This is a genomic window from Streptococcus mitis (assembly GCF_000722765.2).
In the GTDB taxonomy this organism is placed as follows: Bacteria; Bacillota; Bacilli; order Lactobacillales; family Streptococcaceae; genus Streptococcus; species Streptococcus mitis_AQ.
This window is the reverse complement of sequence record NZ_CP028415.1, coordinates 627873-644365: the sequence shown is the minus strand read 5'-3', so window position 1 is coordinate 644365 and position 16493 is coordinate 627873. Positions and strand designations below refer to the sequence as shown.

Below are 16493 nucleotides of genomic sequence, written 5' to 3'. Positions count from 1 at the left end.
TCTCCTTATTTGATAACGACTGTGTAGTCGGTATTTTCTGTTATTAGCTGCTCGGCTCGTTCCAAGTCTTGAGCATTTTTAAATGAAATTTGTAGAATCCCGTGAATATCTTCACGGTTTTCCTCATTGATATGAATATTAACCAAGGAAGTTCCACGTAGCAATTCCAAGATTCGTAAAATAACATCTTCTTCATCGGGAACGTCAACATAGAGATCATAAGAGCTATCCACACCACCACGCTTATGGATTTCCATGGCCTGACGTTGCTCACGCGCTTGGTTGAAAAAGTTCCAGATTTGCTCTTCATCTCCCTTGCTGATGGCTTGTCCAACCTCATCTAAACGTTCCTTGAAATCCTCAATGCGGTCTAGAATAGTCTCACGATTGGACAAGAGAATGGACGTCCACATACCTGGCTCGCTTTCCGCAATCCGAGTCATATCTCGAAAACCACCTGCCGCAAAGCGCCTTGCCATCTCATGTTCTTGAGCATAGACCGCGGTCTGTTCCATGAGACTAGAAGCCAGAATATGAGGAAAATGGCTAATCTGAGAAGTGACACGATCATGCTCCTTGGCATCAATCTCGATAAAACGAGCGTGAAGACCTGAAAGCAAATCCTTCATTTCCTCAAGCGTGTCAGGACTTGTCAGGCTCGAAGGTGTAAAGATATAATAGGCATTTTCAAAAAGATTGACATCCGCAGAAGCAGCCCCTGTCTTGTGACTACCAGCCATAGGATGGGCTCCGACGAAGCGAACAGGTTTGCCAGCCAAATATTGCTCCGCCGCATCCACAATAGCTGACTTGGTCGAACCAGCATCTGAAATAATCACGCCTTCTTTCAAGTCCAAGTTAGCCAACTCCTTAATGAAATCAATGGTTTGCTTGATTGGCAAGCTGAGGACGATGATATCTGCCAAAGGAGCAAAACTGGCAAAATCATCTGTTGCACGGTCAATCATGCCTTCTTTCAAGGCGATATCTCTCGAAGCTTGACTGCGATTATAACCTAAAATTTCATAATCTGGATGATCGCGTTTGATACCAAGGGCCATAGAGGCACCAATCAATCCAAGGCCCGCGATATAGACTGTTTTTGCCATAGGAACTCCTTAATAGTTCTTTGTATATTCTCGATGTTTGGCTACCGCTTCTTTTAATTCCTCTAGATTGTCTGATGAGAATTTTTCGAGGATTTCTTGTGCCAGAACCGTTGCCACAACAGCTTCCATAACTACACCTGCAGCTGGAAGAGCAGTCGGATCACTTCTTTCAACTGTTGCCTTGTAGGGTTCATGGGTTTCGATATCCACACTCATAAGAGGTTTATAAAGAGTAGGAATAGGTTTCATGACGCCACGAACAACAATAGGTTGCCCATTAGTCATACCACCTTCAAAGCCGCCCAGATTGTTGGTACGGCGGGTATAACCGTCTTCTTCAGACCAGAGAATTTCATCCATGACTTGGCTGCCTTTACGATAACCAGCTTCAAAGCCAAGACCAAATTCCACCCCTTTAAAGGCATTGATAGAGACAACTGCTTGGGCCAATCTCGCATCCAATTTTCTATCCCATTGGACATAGGAACCAAGACCAACTGGAACACCTCCAACGACTGTTTCCACAACCCCACCGATGGTATCACCGTCACGCTTGATTTGGTCAATATAGTCCTTGATTTCTTGTTCTCTTTCTTGGTTGACAATAGAAACTTCAGACTGGGCAGCTCTTTCCTTAATCTCAGCAACTGTGAGATTCTCAGGAACATCGATTTCCTTGCCACCAAAGACTACGACATGGTTGGCAATCTCCATATCTAGCTCAGCCAAGAGGCGTTTGGCTACTGCCCCAACTGCCACCCGCATAGTGGTTTCACGGGCAGATGAACGCTCCAAAGAATTTCTTAAATCATCAAAACGGTACTTGATACCCCCAACCAAATCGGCATGACCTGGGCGAGGATGGGTGATTTTTCGTTTGCTTTTAAGGCGCTCTTCAATGTCCTCCGCAGACATGATATCCAGCCATTTTTGGTGGTCCTTATTGATGACATCCATAGTAATAGGAGCCCCTGTCGTCTTCCCATGGCGAACACCCGAAGTAAAGACAACTTGGTCGCTTTCAATCTTCATACGACCACCGCGGCCGTAGCCACCCTGACGACGTTTCAAATCCTCATTGATGTCCTCTGCTGTCAAAGGAAGTCCAGCTGGAATTCCCTCAATGATAGCCGTCAGACGGGGGCCGTGTGATTCTCCTGCAGTTAAATATCTCATACACTCTCCTTATTTTACCAAGTAGTCTTTCATCTCTTCCAGAGAAACTGAGTGAATAGTCGCTGAACCGAGCTCTGGCACCAAGACCAATTTCAAGGTATTGCCACGCGCTTTCTTGTCATGAGTCAAAGCCTGATAAAGCTTATCAACATCCCAGTTTTCATAGTCAACAGGTAGTCCAAATTTCTGACACATCTCTGTGATAGATTGAGTAATGCCAGCTGGCATGAGACCTTTTTCCTCAGCAACTTTGGAAATCTGTACCATACCCATAGCCACAGCTTCTCCATGCATGACTTTCCCATAACCAGCTGTTGCTTCAATAGCATGACCAATAGTGTGCCCAAAATTGAGGTAAAGGCGGACACCATTGTCCAATTCATCCTCAACCACCATCTTGCGCTTGACCTGACAAGAATGTTCAATCAAGGTCTCTGCATGTTCCAGAATGCCCTCTACAGAACCATCCAGCTCCGTCAAAATTTTCCACAGTTCTGGATCCTCAATCAAGCCATACTTGATGACCTCACCCATTCCTTCAATCAACTCTCTCTTTCCAAGTGTTTCAAGGACAAGTGGATCAATCAGAACCCCATCTGGTTGGGCAAAGGTACCCACCATATTTTTAGCAAATGGAGTATTGACGCCTGTCTTTCCACCGATAGAAGAATCCACTTGGGCTGTCAAACTAGTCGGAATCTGAACAAAATGAATACCCCGCATATAGGTAGAGGCTACAAAACCAGCCAGGTCCCCAACGACACCGCCACCAAGAGCCACGATTCCATCGCTACGTGTCAGACCTTGCTTGACTAAAAATTCATAGACTTTCTGGACAGTAGTTAAATTCTTTCTTTCTTCGCCTTCTAAAAAGTCAAAAACTGCTACCTGAAAACCAGCATCTTCTAGGCTGAGCTTGACCTTCTCTGCATAAAGAGAAGCTACATGGTTATCTGTCACAATGACTACCTTTTGTGGTTGCCAGAGTTCTCGCAACCATTGACCAGCCTGAGCCAGACAACCTTTTTCAATCTGAATATCATAAGGATGATGAGGAATATCGATTCTGATTTTCATAGGAGAATCTCCCTTTCTTTATTGGTATTTTTCTGTTAAGGACTGCCAAATCTCTTCTGTTGGCATTTCCTTGCCTGTCCAGAGTTGAAAAGCTTCTGCAGCTTGATAGAGCAACATTCCCAGACCGTTGACCGCTGGATTGCCCTGCCTCCTAGCCCATTTCAAAAATGGTGTTTCAAAGGGTTGGTAAATGATATCTGCTACTAAAAGAGTTTCTGGTAGGACAATGTTTTCAGGAACTGGAGATGATTGACCATCCATCCCTACACTTGTCGCATTGACAAGTAAATCCGACTCGGCAATCCTTGCTTGCAGTTCAGAAACATCTTCTAAAGCATACAAGTCCACCTTAAAGCCTGTCTGCTCCTGTAACTTGTCTAGGTAAGGTCTTGTTTTTTCCATAGAAACGGAACGAACAAAGACCGAAATCTGACTGACTCCGTCCAAAATAGCCTGTGCCAAGATAGACTTAGCCGCACCACCTGCACCCAGCAGGGTCATCTTTTTACCTGAAATTGTAAAAGAAGGCAAGCTCTTAAAAAATCCCTTGCCATCTGTATTATATCCAATTAAATTGCCATTCTCACTGACAACCGTATTAACCGCACCAATCAAGCGTGCTTCATCGCTCAGTCCATCCAAATAAGGGATCACCTGCTCCTTATAGGGCATAGAAAGGTTAATTCCAAACATCTGGTAGCGACGAATATTGGCCACTGTTTCTGCCAAGTCACCCGCTTCAATCTCCCAAGCCACGTAAGCACCATTGGTAGCTGTCGCCTCAAAGGCCCTATTGTGGATAAAGGGGGAAATAGAATGCTTAATAGGATTGGCAACAACGGCAGCTAAACGTGTATAGCCATCAAGCTTCATCCAAAATCTCCCGAATTTTTTTCATGTTAGCTAAGGAAATCTGACCTGGGGCACTAGCCTCATCCAGACTGGCAAAGGACCAGCTCGAACCCGTCACATCCGCAGTGATACGAGAGACCTTGCCCACCTTACCCATAGAAATGGTCACATATTCCTGTTCAGGATTGAGGGTTTTAAAGCCTCGTGTATAGTTCATCAAGTCTAGCACATCCTGCTCCGTGTGAGCCATCACCGCAACCTTGACAAGTTTTGGATTTAAGCTCGTCAACTCTGACAAGATTTCCATCATATTTTCAGGTGTTTCTTGGAAATTGTGGTAACTCAAAACGAGATTTGGGAAGTCCAGCATTTCTTCAAAAACATCCTTGTAGCTATAGTACTCAAAATCAATATAGTCTGGTTGATAGAGTTGCGCCACTTCCTTGATTAGATGGATATATTCTTCTGGAGAAAGGTCGATTTCTCCCCCCTCAGAGCGAGTTCGTAGCGTGAAAACCAACTCACGACCTGCGAATTTTTCAAAAATAGCTGGAGCCACCTGCAAAATCACTTCTTTAGGCAGATAGTCGGCACGCCATTCAATGATGTCGGCATCCAGGTACCTCGTGGCGTCCAGAGCCTGAGCCTCCTCTAAACTTCTTGGCATTACTGAAACGATTAATTTCATTTACTAACCTTCATACTAATCACCTTGAGGTAATTACTACTTTCATCTTTTTTATTATAGGCGAAATCTGCTGGAAGACCGTATTTATTTAAAATCTGGTAACTTCTTCCTGCAAAGCCTTTATCAATTTGTTCTGTAAATTTCTGGCGGGATACATTGGCAGCATTGGTGCTGGCAATAATAATCCCTTCCGGATTTAAAATCTCAAGACTCTGGGAAATCAACTTGTGATAATCCTTGGCCACAGAGAACGTTTGTTTTTTATTCCGAGCAAAGCTAGGAGGATCTAGGACAATCACATCGTAAGTCAAGCCTTTTCGCTTAGCATACTTGAAATACTCAAAAACATCCATGACTATAAAACGATGGTCGTCTGTGCTGATTCCATTTGCCTGAAAATGCGCTTGAGACAATTCTCGTGAACGTTTAGCTAGGTCAACCGAAGTAGTCTGACTTGCTCCTCCCATGGCCGCAACCACTGAAAAGGCTGCTGTGTAGGAAAACATATTGAGCAAAGATTTGCCCATAGCCAATCCATCAACTAGACTACCACGAACCTCGTGCTGGTCTAGGAAAATCCCTGTCATCAAGCCATCGTTCATAAAGACTTGATACAAGACACCATTTTCTAAAACAGTGAAAAAGTCAGGTGCTTCTTGACCATAGACATGGGCAGATTCATAGTCCAAACCCTTAAAACGGATCTTCTCATAGGCTCCTAAAATCTCAGGAAAAACCTGTCTAAAAGCTTCTGAGATAACCTTGCGAATCTGATAAACATAAGAGTTATACCAAGAAAAGACAGCATAGTCGCCATAAAGGTCCACTGTCAGACCGCCAAAACCATCTCCCTCTTGGTTGAAGAGACGAAAGGCAGTTGTCAAATCATCTTGATAGTAGGCTTCTCTCTTTTCTTTAGCTTGTCTAAACAGCGTTTCAAAGAAAGCTTGATTAAAGGTCACCTTGTCTGTGCTCACAAACCAGCCCAAGCCCTTGTTTTGCTGAGAAAGGTAAGCAGTCCCAAGAAAGGCGCCTTCTTGACGATAGACTTCTACTTCCTGATCCTTAAGATTGACATTCTCAAGGTCGCTAGCTTCTAGTAAAACTAGTCCTTTAGCGAGCTTCTTTTCAACCCTTTTGCTGACTCTTATTCTATTCATAGTCACTATTATAGCAAATTTTGTGACAATTCTCAAAAAAGAAGCTACCCTTGCTTTTTTACTCTAGTTTTAAAAAATGGTATACTAATACTAATAAAAACTTAGGAAGTAATTGTGTGAGAATCAATTTTAACAAAATCCAAAAAGCCATCGGTACCAGACTGGGTTTTGTCCTAACCCATTTAATCCTCTATTGGCTCAAAACCTTATTAGCCTATACCGTTGACTTCAATTTAGATATTCAATTGGGCAAGCTGCAAGGAAATTACCTTGCCTTTATCGCCTTTTTCAACCCCCTTCCTTTGGGACTCCTCCTGCTGGCTCTAGCCCTCTATGCTCGCTCAACCAAGGTCTTTTACAGTCTTAGCATAGCTATTTATAGTCTTTTATTCATTTGGCTCTATTCTAATGTCTTTTACTATCGAGAATTTAGTGACTTTATCACGGCTAATACCATGAAAGTGGTCAGCAAGGTATCTGTTGGTACTGCGGAACTAGAATTACTGCGTCTTTGGGATTTTGTCTATTTTATGGATTTCCCATTGCTAGCTTTCCTTTTCTATAAAAAATTCATCCATTTGGATAGGAGACCTTTCAAATTCCGCTCGAGTGTTGCCATCACTGCTCTCTCAGCCCTGCTCTTTTCAGCTAATCTTTTCTTGGCTGAAATCGAGCGTCCCGATCTCCTATCGCGAGGATTTTCCAATTATTATATTGTCCGTGCCCTCAGTTTGCCAGCCTTTTTAGGTTATAGTGCCAACCAATCATACAGCGCCAACAAAGAACGTGCTAAGGCTTCTGAGACTGACCTTCAACCCATTACAGACTATATTCAAGAACATTCTGCTAAGCCCAATCCAGACTATTTTGGATTAGCCAAAGGGAAAAATGTGATTTATCTTCACTTGGAGAGTTTCCAGCAATTCCTGCTTGACTATAAACTCAACATAGATGGAACTGAGCATGAAGTCACTCCCTTCCTTAATTCCCTCTACCATTCGCAAGCAACCCTAGCCTTTTCGAATATCTTTAACCAAGTTAAGGCTGGTAAGACGTCAGATGCAGAAACCATGCTAGAAACCGGTTTGTTTGGACTTGACCAAGGCTCTTTCATGGTCAACTATGGAGGTAACAATACCCAGCAAGCCGCTCCTTTTATCCTATCGAAAAATGGCTACCAATCAAGTGCAGTCTTTCACGGTAATATCGGGACCTTCTGGAATCGAAATACAACCTATAAACAGTGGGGCTACCAATACTTCTTTGATGCTTCCTACTTCACCAAGCAAGACAGTAGCAATTCTTTCCAATATGGTTTAAATGATAAAATCATGATGAAAGATTCTATCCAATATCTGGAGCACTTGCAACAGCCTTTTTATGCCAAGTATATCACGGTGTCCAATCACTATCCCTATGCCAGCAATCTGACGGGCGATGAGCTTGGTTTCCCCTTGGCCAAAACCAAAGATGAAACAATCAATGGCTACTTCCAAACAGCCAACTATCTGGACAGTGCTATCAAGGCTTTCTTTGACTATCTCAAAGAAAGTGGCCTCTATGAAAATTCTATCATCGTCATCTACGGAGACCATTATGGAATTTCCAATTCCCGCAATCCTGACTTGGCACCCTTGATTGGCAAGACTTCTGAGAACTGGTCGAATTACGATAATGCCATGTTGCAACGAGTGCCTTTTATGGTGTTCATGCCTGGATATGAAAAGGGGCAAATCATCAATACCTATGGTGGACAAATCGATATCTTACCGACTCTCGAACACCTCCTCGGTATTGATTCCAATTCCTTCCTTCAAGTAGGACAAGACCTCCTATCACCAGACCATCAAGAAATCGTTGCCTTTCGGACTGCCAATTCCTTCGTCACACCTAAATACACCAGTTATGACGGACGAACCTACTACACTGAAAGTGATCTTGAAATCAGCAATCTTGATGAACAAGCTCAGACTGAACTGGAAAGCGTTCGTCAGGCAGCCAGTCAACAACTGAAAATCAGCGACCAAATTCAAACTGGTGATTTAATACGTTTTTACCAAGCAGATCATCTTGGAACAGTTGATACTGAAACTATTTCTTACCTCAATTCCTTACCGATTCTGCAAAAGATTGAGCAGGAAAAAGGTAGTCAATCAACTAGTCTCTTTAGCCAACGACAAGGTAAAACCAGTACTGATCTTTTCAAAGCACCAAGTTATCAAGAACTACACCCCGAGTCTGCCGAAACCGAATCAAAATCACAATAAAAAGGAATTAGGCAATAACCCAATTTCAAGAGAAAATGGAGTCAATCTTCCCATAAATAAAACGCATAATATCAAGTTTTTATACACCTGGTATTATGCGTTTTCCTGATTTTAAAGCCTTTTGCTGAGTCTATTATTACAAACTAAATATACTATCAATAAATAATATTATAGAAGCAACAATAATTAAAATTTCACCTATTTGAATAATTCTATTTCGAAATCTAAATATATTTTCTACCAAAAATACTTGGATCACACACATTATAGGAATTAAATTTTTTGAAATTGAGAAGTATCCAAACAAATAAACTATAAACATCAATAATAGAACTATATTATATTTCTTATTCATAACATTCCCTCTTTATTTTTTGATTACCAATCTTAATAATTTACAACAACATTATAACAAACTACGAAATCCTTGTTAACAAATATTGTCATTTTTTCAAATTTTTTGTGATTCTAATGTGATAAACTACTTCGGTATTGATTATAGATGACTTTTCGTCTATACTTAGGGGTGAACACAATGTGATAGAACAGTGCCACTTTGTGTGCGATAAACTATGAGCCTTTTGTGCCATATTTTTCTCCTTTCGCTTTACAATTGGCTTGAACACCTTTATTGTATCTCGTTCGGAGTTCTTTTGGTATAACCTTCAACGCGCACCCGTATAGCGAGTGGTTTATTTGTCTCGCACCTAACGGAGCGAGTTGGACTAATAGTCACACAATAAAAGATGCTCTTCCGTCTTGGAGGAGCATTTCTTTTTATAAAATTTGTCAAGTAAGCGACCAACTAGCTCATCTTTTTTCTATTTCTGCCAATATGCGTGACAGGTAGTAATGATAGCTAAATATAGCAAGACCAAGCAGGAGGATAAGAGCTCCTACTCCCAAGCTGATGGCAAGGACAGGAGAAAGAGACTGAAGCAAGAATATGCTCACCATAGCTGAAATCAACAAGATAGCACTATAAATAAAAATCAGAACCATTGTGACTATGCCATTTGAACGATTCACCAGGTCCGTAATGCTACTCCAATTGGTTGACAGATTTTTCACATCCTTAAAATAATGGTGGCAAGAAAGGATGACACTGGCAAGGAGCCATGCCACAAGAAGGTAAATCATCGAAAGGATGGGCAATCCTAAATAAAGAGAAAGACCAAGTAAAGTCACGATAGGTAAAAAGGACTGGACAGCAAAGATAATCCAAAATTTCACTTTAACATAACGAGCAAAGTCAAAGGGTAAACTCTTCAGAAAATCAATATTTTCCCTCTCCAAGGATAAGGCAATTGAAGGAAGGCTGGTGATATTGTTATTGACAACTGCTATAAACATTCCTATAAAAAACAAGGGTAACCAGTATGGAGGATGAACGTCTGGAACTAACTGAGAATCTCGGATTTTGGAAATCACACCGAACATCATGAGATAGGGAAGAAAGGTACTTGTAAAAAGCACTGTAATCACGCCAGTCCCCTGTCCCAAGAGGGTGAGGTTGTAGCGCAAAACCATCCGGAAAAAGCCCTTTTTAGTAGTTGAGATCCTCTCCTTACTGCGACGTTCTTTTTTGACCTTCTCCTCACTATTAAGCAGGATCACGTCATAAAAACGAGGAAGGACCTTCTTTTTGGTCAGATAAAGCAAGAAGAGAGTTAGTCCTATCCAAGCGAGCAGACCCACTAAGGCTTCTGTCGAAAAAGGAGCCACTGCTATTTTGTAAAAGATATGAAGAGGATAAAGGAGAAATGGAATGTCTCTAACTTTGTCAACAATACTTCCAGAAGTCGACTGTAGAAAGAAGACAAATATTAAAGGTATGAGAACTCCTATCCCAATCATCACATTGGCAAAAATAGACTGATACTTTCTAAAAAGCGCAGTTTGAGCCAAGAAATGCACTGCCACTACCATTACTAAAGCCAAAGAGACAAATAATAAGACCAAGGACAGCAGCATCAAAGGCAAACCCAGCCAAAGAGAAGGAGCTAGCCTAATATAGAGGACTAGAAAATAAGCTGGGATTGGTACAATTCCAGTTAGAGCTGGCAAAAGGACAGACAGTCCTTTAGCGATTATAATCTCTGATTCTTTAAAGGCATAGGGCCTATACAATGCCAAGTCCTTACTCTCATAAAAGACATTGTAAAAGGCAGTGAAAGAAGTTGAAAAGGCAATCACTAGAAAAATAGCAACCATGAAACTAAAATGAACAGGCCTTTCCTCAAAAGGAAAACGAAAGGCTATATTACTAAAAAAGATAAGTAATAAAAGACTGGAAAAAATGTAAGAACTGAGGACTCTAGCGGAAACATTTACTTTTTTTCCAGGATTTTTAGCTTGCTTCTTTCGTAGGTTAGCCAGATTAGCTTCTTGAGATGAATAGAGGATATTGATATCCACTAATTTTTTAATGACTTTGAGACGCATCTGAAACCTCCTCTTTTCTACCAGCAAGACTTAGGTAGATACTCTCCAAAGACTGGTCTGGGTGGTCTTTTCTCAAGTCCTCTACACTACCACAATAAATCAAATGCCCCTTTTTCAAAATGGCAATCCGATCACAGACTTGCTCGGCCACCTCTAGAACATGGGTTGAAAACAAGACTGTCTTGCCTTTTTGTGCATGCTCCTTCATCATTTGCTTCAAATCAAAGGCAGCCTGGGGATCCAAACCAGTCAAGGGTTCGTCCAAGACCCAAATATCAGGATCAGACAAGAGTGCTCCGATGACAAAGACTTTCTGACGCATTCCGTGAGAAAGAGTTTCAATAACCTGATAGCGGTTTTCAGCAAAATCAAAAACACTCAATAGCCTAGCTAGACTAGCATCCAAGTCAGAGCTAGTCAGATCATAGGATGAAGCAATCAATTCCCAAAATTCATTGGCTGTTAAGCGTAAAAATAAGTCAGGCGAGTCTGCTACATAGCCAATCTTTCGTTTAATAGCCAAGCGATTTTCCGATAACTCCTGACCGTCTACCAAAATACGACCACTGCTAGGTGAAATAATACTGACTAAGGATTTTATGGTGGTCGATTTCCCAGCACCATTATGGCCAATCAAGCCCATAATCTCCCCATTTTCAATCTGCAAATTGAGATTGCTCAAGGCCTCTTTATCACCATACAACTTACTAACATTTTGAAATTCAATCATGAGAAATCTCCTCTCTTTATCTATGTAATTTACTATAATTATAGCGCTTTCATTTTAAAAATCAACATTTTATATAAAATAGTCAAAAACTTATTATTCAGTTTTACGCAAACGTTTGAGCTAACCGATACTTTATGATAGAATAAAGAACAAGATTGACAAGTAAGAGGAAACATCATGCAAAATCAAACACTCATGCAATACTTTGAATGGTATCTGCCCCACGACGGCCAGCACTGGACGCGTCTAGCTGAAGATGCTCAACACCTAGCTGATCTCGGTATCAGCCATGTCTGGATGCCACCAGCCTTCAAGGCCACCAATGAAAAAGACGTAGGTTATGGGGTCTATGACCTATTTGACCTTGGTGAGTTCAACCAAAAAGGAACTGTCCGCACCAAGTATGGTTTTAAAGAAGACTATCTTCAAGCCATTCAAGCTCTAAAAGCACAGGGAATTCAACCCATGGCCGATGTGGTGCTCAATCACAAGGCTGCTGCTGATCACATGGAAGCCTTTCAGGTTATCGAAGTGGATCCAGTTGACCGTACAGTTGAACTGGGAGAACCCTTCACCATCAATGGCTGGACTAGCTTTACCTTCGATGGTCGCCAAGATACCTACAATGACTTCCACTGGCACTGGTACCACTTCACCGGTACAGACTATGATGCCAAACGCCGCAAGTCTGGGATTTATCTCATCCAAGGGGACAACAAGGGTTGGGCTAACGAGGAATTGGTCGATAATGAAAACGGTAACTATGACTACCTCATGTATGCCGACCTAGACTTTAAACATCCTGAAGTCATCCAAAATATCTATGACTGGGCTGACTGGTTCATGGAAACGACTGGTGTAGCTGGTTTCCGTTTGGATGCCGTTAAACACATTGACTCTTTCTTCATGCGCAATTTTATCCGTGATATGAAGGAAAAATACGGTGAGGATTTCTATGTTTTTGGTGAATTCTGGAATCCTGACAAGGAAGCCAATCTAGACTATCTTGAAAAAACGGAAGAACGTTTTGACCTTGTCGATGTTCGTCTCCACCAGAATCTCTTTGAAGCCAGTCAAGCTGGCGCAAACTATGACCTTCGTGGTATTTTCACAGATAGCTTGGTTGAACTCAAACCTGACAAGGCGGTGACTTTTGTCGACAACCATGATACTCAACGTGGTCAGGCTCTTGAATCTACTGTTGAAGAATGGTTCAAACCAGCAGCCTATGCCCTCATTCTATTACGCCAAGATGGCCTTCCATGTGTCTTTTACGGTGACTACTATGGGATTTCAGGGCAGTATGCTCAACAAGATTTCAAAGAAGTCCTTGACCGCCTCCTAGCCATCCGAAAAGATTTGGCCTATGGAGAACAAAATGACTACTTTGATGATGCTAACTGTATCGGTTGGGTACGTTCAGGTGCTGAAGATCAATTCCCAATCGCAGTCTTGATTTCAAATGACCAAGAAAACAGCAAATCAATGTTTGTCGGCCAAGAATGGGCTAACCAAACCTTTGTAGATTTACTTGAAAACCACCAAGCTCAAGTTACAATCGATGAGGAAGGTTATGGACAATTCCCTGTCTCAGCTGCTTCGGTAAGTGTCTGGGCAGCCAATACAATCTAATACTCTTCGAAAATCAAATTCAAACCGCGTCAACGTCGCCTTGCCGTACTCAAGTACAGCCTGCGGCTAGTTTCCTAGTTTGCTCTTTGATTTTCATTGAGTATAATAGCAAATAATAACCAAGCCAGATCCAATCGGATTTGGCTTTTTTGTATTCACAAAAAGACCTACCCAAATGGATAGATCGTTATTGTCTTATAATTTACCTGCTACTGCATCCAACAATTCTTGGATCTTAGCTTGGTTGCTTCCTCCTGCCATGGCCATGTCTGGTTTACCACCACCACGTCCATCGACGATTGGTGCCAATTCTTTGACAAGGTTTCCTGCATGAAGGTCTTTTGTCTTGCTTGCTACAAGAACATTGACTTTGTCACCGATAGCGGCAACTAGGACAAGAAGATCAGAGTAGTCTTTTTGTTTCCAGTTATCCGCAAAAGTACGAAGGGCACCAGCATCAGATACAGACACTTGACTAGCAATGTAACGGTGACCATTGACTTCCTTCACATCCTTGAAGATATCGCCTGCGGCTGCAGCTGCGGCTTTTTCTTTCAATTCAGCATTTTCTTTTTGAAGTTGACGAAGTTGTTCTTGAAGTCCTTCTACCTTGTGAGGTACTTCCTTGACTTGAGGTGCTTTCAATGTTGCTGCGACTGCTTTAAGAGCATCTTCTTGTTCACGGTAGGCTTCAAAGGCTTCCTTACCAGTCACTGCCAAGATACGGCGAGTTCCTGATCCGATCCCTTCTTCTTTGACAATCTTGAAAAGACCAATTTCAGAAGTGTTGCCAACGTGGGTACCACCACAAAGTTCGATAGAGTAGTCACCGATAGTAACAACACGGACTTCTTTGCCGTATTTCTCACCAAAGAGGGCCATAGCTCCCATTTCTTTAGCAGTGTCAATATCCGTTTCAACTGTCTTCACTTCAAGAGCTTCCCAGATTTTCTCGTTGACTTGCTGTTCAATGGCACGCAATTCTTCAGCAGTCACAGCTTGGAAATGGGTAAAGTCAAATCGAAGGAATTCAACTTCGTTAAGAGATCCTGCTTGTGTTGCATGGTTTCCAAGGATATTATGAAGTGCAGCGTGAAGCAAGTGAGTCGCAGTGTGGTTTTTCATAACACGGTGACGACGATTTGTATCAATTGCCAAGGTATATTCTTGGTTCAAAACAAGCGGTGCAAGAACTTCAACTGTATGAAGGGCTTGTCCATTCGGAGCTTTTTGAACATTTGTCACAGTAGCCACAAGGTTTCCTGCAGCATCCAAGATTTGACCGTGGTCAGCTACTTGTCCACCCATTTCAGCGTAGAATGGAGTCTCTGCAAAGATCAGAGAGGCAGTTCCTTCTGAAACAGCTTCTACTTCTGCATTGTCAGCCACGATAGCCACCAATTTAGAAGACAATTGGCTAGCATTGTAGTTGAAGACACTTTCTACAGTGATGTTTTGAAGGGTTTCATTTTGCATACCCATTGAACCACCCTTGACAGCTGACGCACGCGCACGTTCTTGCTGTTCTTTCATGGCTGCTTCAAAACCTTCACGGTCTACAGTCATGCCAGCTTCTTCAGCGATTTCTTCTGTCAATTCAACTGGGAATCCATAAGTGTCATAAAGTTTAAATACATCTGAACCAGCAATGACAGATTGACCTTTTTCTTTCAAGTCAGCTACAATGCCTTGGGCAAAGTGTTGACCTGAGTGAAGGGTACGAGCAAATGATTCTTCTTCGCTCTTAACGATTTTTTCGATAAAGTCACGTTTTTCAAGCACTTCTGGGTAGTAGCTTTCCATGATTTTTCCAACAGTTGGAACCAATTTGTAAAGGAAAGGCTCGTTGATTCCCAATTTTTGACCATGCATAGAAGCACGACGGAGAAGACGACGAAGGACGTAACCACGACCTTCATTTCCAGGAAGGGCACCATCACCGATGGCAAATGACAAAGAACGAATGTGGTCAGCGATAACCTTAAAGCTCATGTTGTCGCCATCTTGGTCATAGACCTTACCAGACAATTTCTCCACTTCACGAATGATTGGCATGAAGAGGTCTGTTTCAAAGTTGGTCTTAGCCCCTTGGATAACGGCCACCAAACGCTCCAAACCAGCGCCCGTATCAATGTTCTTGTGTGGCAATTCCTTGTATTCGCTACGAGGAACAGCAGGGTCTGCGTTAAATTGTGACAAAACGATGTTCCAGATTTCGATATAACGGTCGTTTTCGATATCTTCTGCAAGCAGGCGAATGCCGATATTTTCTGGGTCAAAAGCTTCTCCACGGTCAAAGAAAATCTCAGTATCTGGTCCAGAAGGCCCAGCACCAATTTCCCAGAAGTTGTCCTCAATTGGAATCAAGTGACTTGGATCCACTCCCACTTCAATCCAGCGGTTGTAAGAATCTTTATCATCTGGATAGTAGGTCATGTAAAGTTTTTCAGCTGGGAAGTCAAACCACTCAGGGCTTGTCAAAAGCTCATAAGCCCAAGTGATAGCTTCATCACGGAAGTAATCTCCGATAGAGAAGTTCCCCAACATTTCAAACATAGTATGGTGACGTGCAGTCTTCCCTACGTTTTCGATGTCGTTGGTACGGATAGCCTTTTGGGCATTGGTAATACGTGGATTTTCAGGAATGATGGTCCCATCAAAGTATTTCTTAAGGGTTGCTACCCCAGAGTTGATCCACAAAAGAGTTGGGTCATTTACAGGAACCAGGCTCACTGATGGTTCTACAGAGTGACCTTTGGTCGCCCAGAAATCAAGCCACATTTGGCGTACTTGTGCACTAGATAGTTGTTTCATATTGTCTCCTTATTTACTTGTTTAATGTGATTGGCTTTCCAGCATTTCCACATAGTCAATCGCGACACAGAGGGAAATGACTAGATCTGCATAAGCGTCCTCCAGAACCGTTACATTATAGGTAGAGGTCAGATGGAAGAGTTCCTTCTTAATTTCCGCAATCAGCTGATCGCGATCATCCAGCAATTTGAAATTCAAATCCCAGATATTGCCCTCGATACGAAGACCTAGATTATCAAACTCATACTTATCTCGCCAGAAGGTCAACTTCTTACGAATGACAAAACTTGATCCATCCCGAAGCTGAATCTCAAAACGAGGAAGCAAGGTCAAGATTTCTTTACTGATCTGACTGACCTGTTCACCATTAGCATCATAAATGGTAAAAGTTTTGGGAATCTTAAAAAATGATCCCTCTACCTGATAGGCGATTTCTCCCCTGTCATCCTTGATAGCGAAACGTTCGCCTCCAAGACGAAACTTTTGTTTGACAAGAAATGTTTTCATCAACACCTCCAAAAATCAAAAGACAAGCTCATATCA

12 protein-coding genes and 1 pseudogene are annotated in these 16493 nt (G+C 42.1%); 2 read left to right on the top strand and 11 right to left on the bottom strand.

The window, feature by feature from the left end; translation table 11 throughout:
* Window positions 1-5 precede the first annotated feature (5 nt).
* Genes SK637_RS03535 through SK637_RS03510 form a run of 6 tightly spaced genes read right to left on the bottom strand, consistent with a single transcriptional unit; the run spans window position 6 to window position 6062 of the window.
* Window positions 6-1109: a prephenate dehydrogenase gene (locus SK637_RS03535; protein WP_033688533.1), complete on the bottom strand. Its 1104-nt coding sequence runs from the start codon at window positions 1107-1109 to the stop codon at window positions 6-8.
* 9 nt (window positions 1110-1118) lie between these two features.
* Window positions 1119-2285, bottom strand: coding sequence for a chorismate synthase (aroC, locus tag SK637_RS03530; RefSeq protein WP_033688530.1), 1167 nt, complete (start codon window positions 2283-2285; stop codon window positions 1119-1121).
* Between the two features lie 9 nt (window positions 2286-2294).
* Window positions 2295-3362: a 3-dehydroquinate synthase gene (gene aroB / locus SK637_RS03525; RefSeq protein ID WP_033688528.1), complete on the bottom strand. Its 1068-nt coding sequence runs from the start codon at window positions 3360-3362 to the stop codon at window positions 2295-2297.
* 18 nt (window positions 3363-3380) lie between these two features.
* Window positions 3381-4235, bottom strand: coding sequence for a shikimate dehydrogenase (locus SK637_RS03520; protein ID WP_033688526.1), 855 nt, complete (start codon window positions 4233-4235; stop codon window positions 3381-3383).
* Window positions 4225-4902, bottom strand: coding sequence for a type I 3-dehydroquinate dehydratase (aroD, locus tag SK637_RS03515; protein WP_033688524.1), 678 nt, complete (start codon window positions 4900-4902; stop codon window positions 4225-4227). Before aroD ends, SK637_RS03520 begins: the two co-directional genes overlap by 11 nt.
* Window positions 4899-6062: a class I SAM-dependent rRNA methyltransferase gene (locus SK637_RS03510; RefSeq protein ID WP_033688521.1), complete on the bottom strand. Its 1164-nt coding sequence runs from the start codon at window positions 6060-6062 to the stop codon at window positions 4899-4901. The genes aroD and SK637_RS03510 overlap by 4 nt, the downstream gene beginning before the upstream one ends.
* Window positions 6063-6178: 116 nt before the next feature.
* On the opposite strand from SK637_RS03510, the gene SK637_RS03505 reads away from it, so the two are divergent.
* Window positions 6179-8329 (top strand): LTA synthase family protein, encoded by a 2151-nt coding sequence (locus SK637_RS03505; protein ID WP_080710472.1) that lies wholly within the window; start codon window positions 6179-6181, stop codon window positions 8327-8329.
* Window positions 8330-8806: 477 nt separating this feature from the next.
* Here the strand turns inward: SK637_RS03505 and SK637_RS10085 are convergent.
* The 3 genes and pseudogenes from SK637_RS10085 to SK637_RS03485 form a co-directional block, all read right to left on the bottom strand.
* Window positions 8807-8919: pseudogene (locus tag SK637_RS10085) on the bottom strand (transposase); the annotation flags it as partial.
* 220 nt (window positions 8920-9139) lie between these two features.
* Window positions 9140-10774, bottom strand: a complete 1635-nt coding sequence (locus SK637_RS03490) for a hypothetical protein (RefSeq protein WP_033688515.1) — start codon at window positions 10772-10774, stop codon at window positions 9140-9142.
* Window positions 10755-11504 (bottom strand): ABC transporter ATP-binding protein, encoded by a 750-nt coding sequence (locus SK637_RS03485; protein ID WP_033688512.1) that lies wholly within the window; start codon window positions 11502-11504, stop codon window positions 10755-10757. Before SK637_RS03485 ends, SK637_RS03490 begins: the two co-directional genes overlap by 20 nt.
* A gap of 177 nt (window positions 11505-11681) precedes the next feature.
* Here SK637_RS03485 and SK637_RS03480 point away from each other — a divergent pair, with 177 nt between their 5' ends.
* Complete coding sequence (locus SK637_RS03480; protein ID WP_033688510.1) at window positions 11682-13136, top strand: alpha-amylase; 1455 nt, start codon at window positions 11682-11684, stop codon at window positions 13134-13136.
* A gap of 195 nt (window positions 13137-13331) precedes the next feature.
* On the opposite strand, the gene alaS is transcribed toward SK637_RS03480, so the two are convergent.
* Entirely contained in the window at window positions 13332-15950 is a 2619-nt protein-coding gene (alaS, locus tag SK637_RS03475; protein ID WP_033688506.1) for an alanine--tRNA ligase, read from the bottom strand.
* A gap of 21 nt (window positions 15951-15971) precedes the next feature.
* Window positions 15972-16457, bottom strand: a complete 486-nt coding sequence (locus SK637_RS03470) for an LURP-one-related/scramblase family protein (RefSeq protein ID WP_033688504.1) — start codon at window positions 16455-16457, stop codon at window positions 15972-15974.
* Window positions 16458-16493: the final 36 nt, after the last annotated feature.

What these genes read in the sequence shown, in the direction of transcription:
- alaS (WP_033688506.1), bottom strand. Translation starts at nt 15,950, where the DNA reads ATGAAACAACTATCTAGTGCACAAGTACGCCAAATGTGGCTTGATTTC.
- SK637_RS03510 (WP_033688521.1), bottom strand. Translation starts at nt 6,062, where the DNA reads ATGAATAGAATAAGAGTCAGCAAAAGGGTTGAAAAGAAGCTCGCTAAA.
- SK637_RS03470 (WP_033688504.1), bottom strand. Translation starts at nt 16,457, where the DNA reads ATGAAAACATTTCTTGTCAAACAAAAGTTTCGTCTTGGAGGCGAACGT.
- SK637_RS03520 (WP_033688526.1), bottom strand. Translation starts at nt 4,235, where the DNA reads ATGAAGCTTGATGGCTATACACGTTTAGCTGCCGTTGTTGCCAATCCT.
- SK637_RS03485 (WP_033688512.1), bottom strand. Translation starts at nt 11,504, where the DNA reads ATGATTGAATTTCAAAATGTTAGTAAGTTGTATGGTGATAAAGAGGCC.
- aroC (WP_033688530.1), bottom strand. Translation starts at nt 2,285, where the DNA reads ATGAGATATTTAACTGCAGGAGAATCACACGGCCCCCGTCTGACGGCT.
- SK637_RS03490 (WP_033688515.1), bottom strand. Translation starts at nt 10,774, where the DNA reads ATGCGTCTCAAAGTCATTAAAAAATTAGTGGATATCAATATCCTCTAT.
- SK637_RS03535 (WP_033688533.1), bottom strand. Translation starts at nt 1,109, where the DNA reads ATGGCAAAAACAGTCTATATCGCGGGCCTTGGATTGATTGGTGCCTCT.
- aroD (WP_033688524.1), bottom strand. Translation starts at nt 4,902, where the DNA reads ATGAAATTAATCGTTTCAGTAATGCCAAGAAGTTTAGAGGAGGCTCAG.
- SK637_RS03480 (WP_033688510.1), top strand. Translation starts at nt 11,682, where the DNA reads ATGCAAAATCAAACACTCATGCAATACTTTGAATGGTATCTGCCCCAC.
- aroB (WP_033688528.1), bottom strand. Translation starts at nt 3,362, where the DNA reads ATGAAAATCAGAATCGATATTCCTCATCATCCTTATGATATTCAGATT.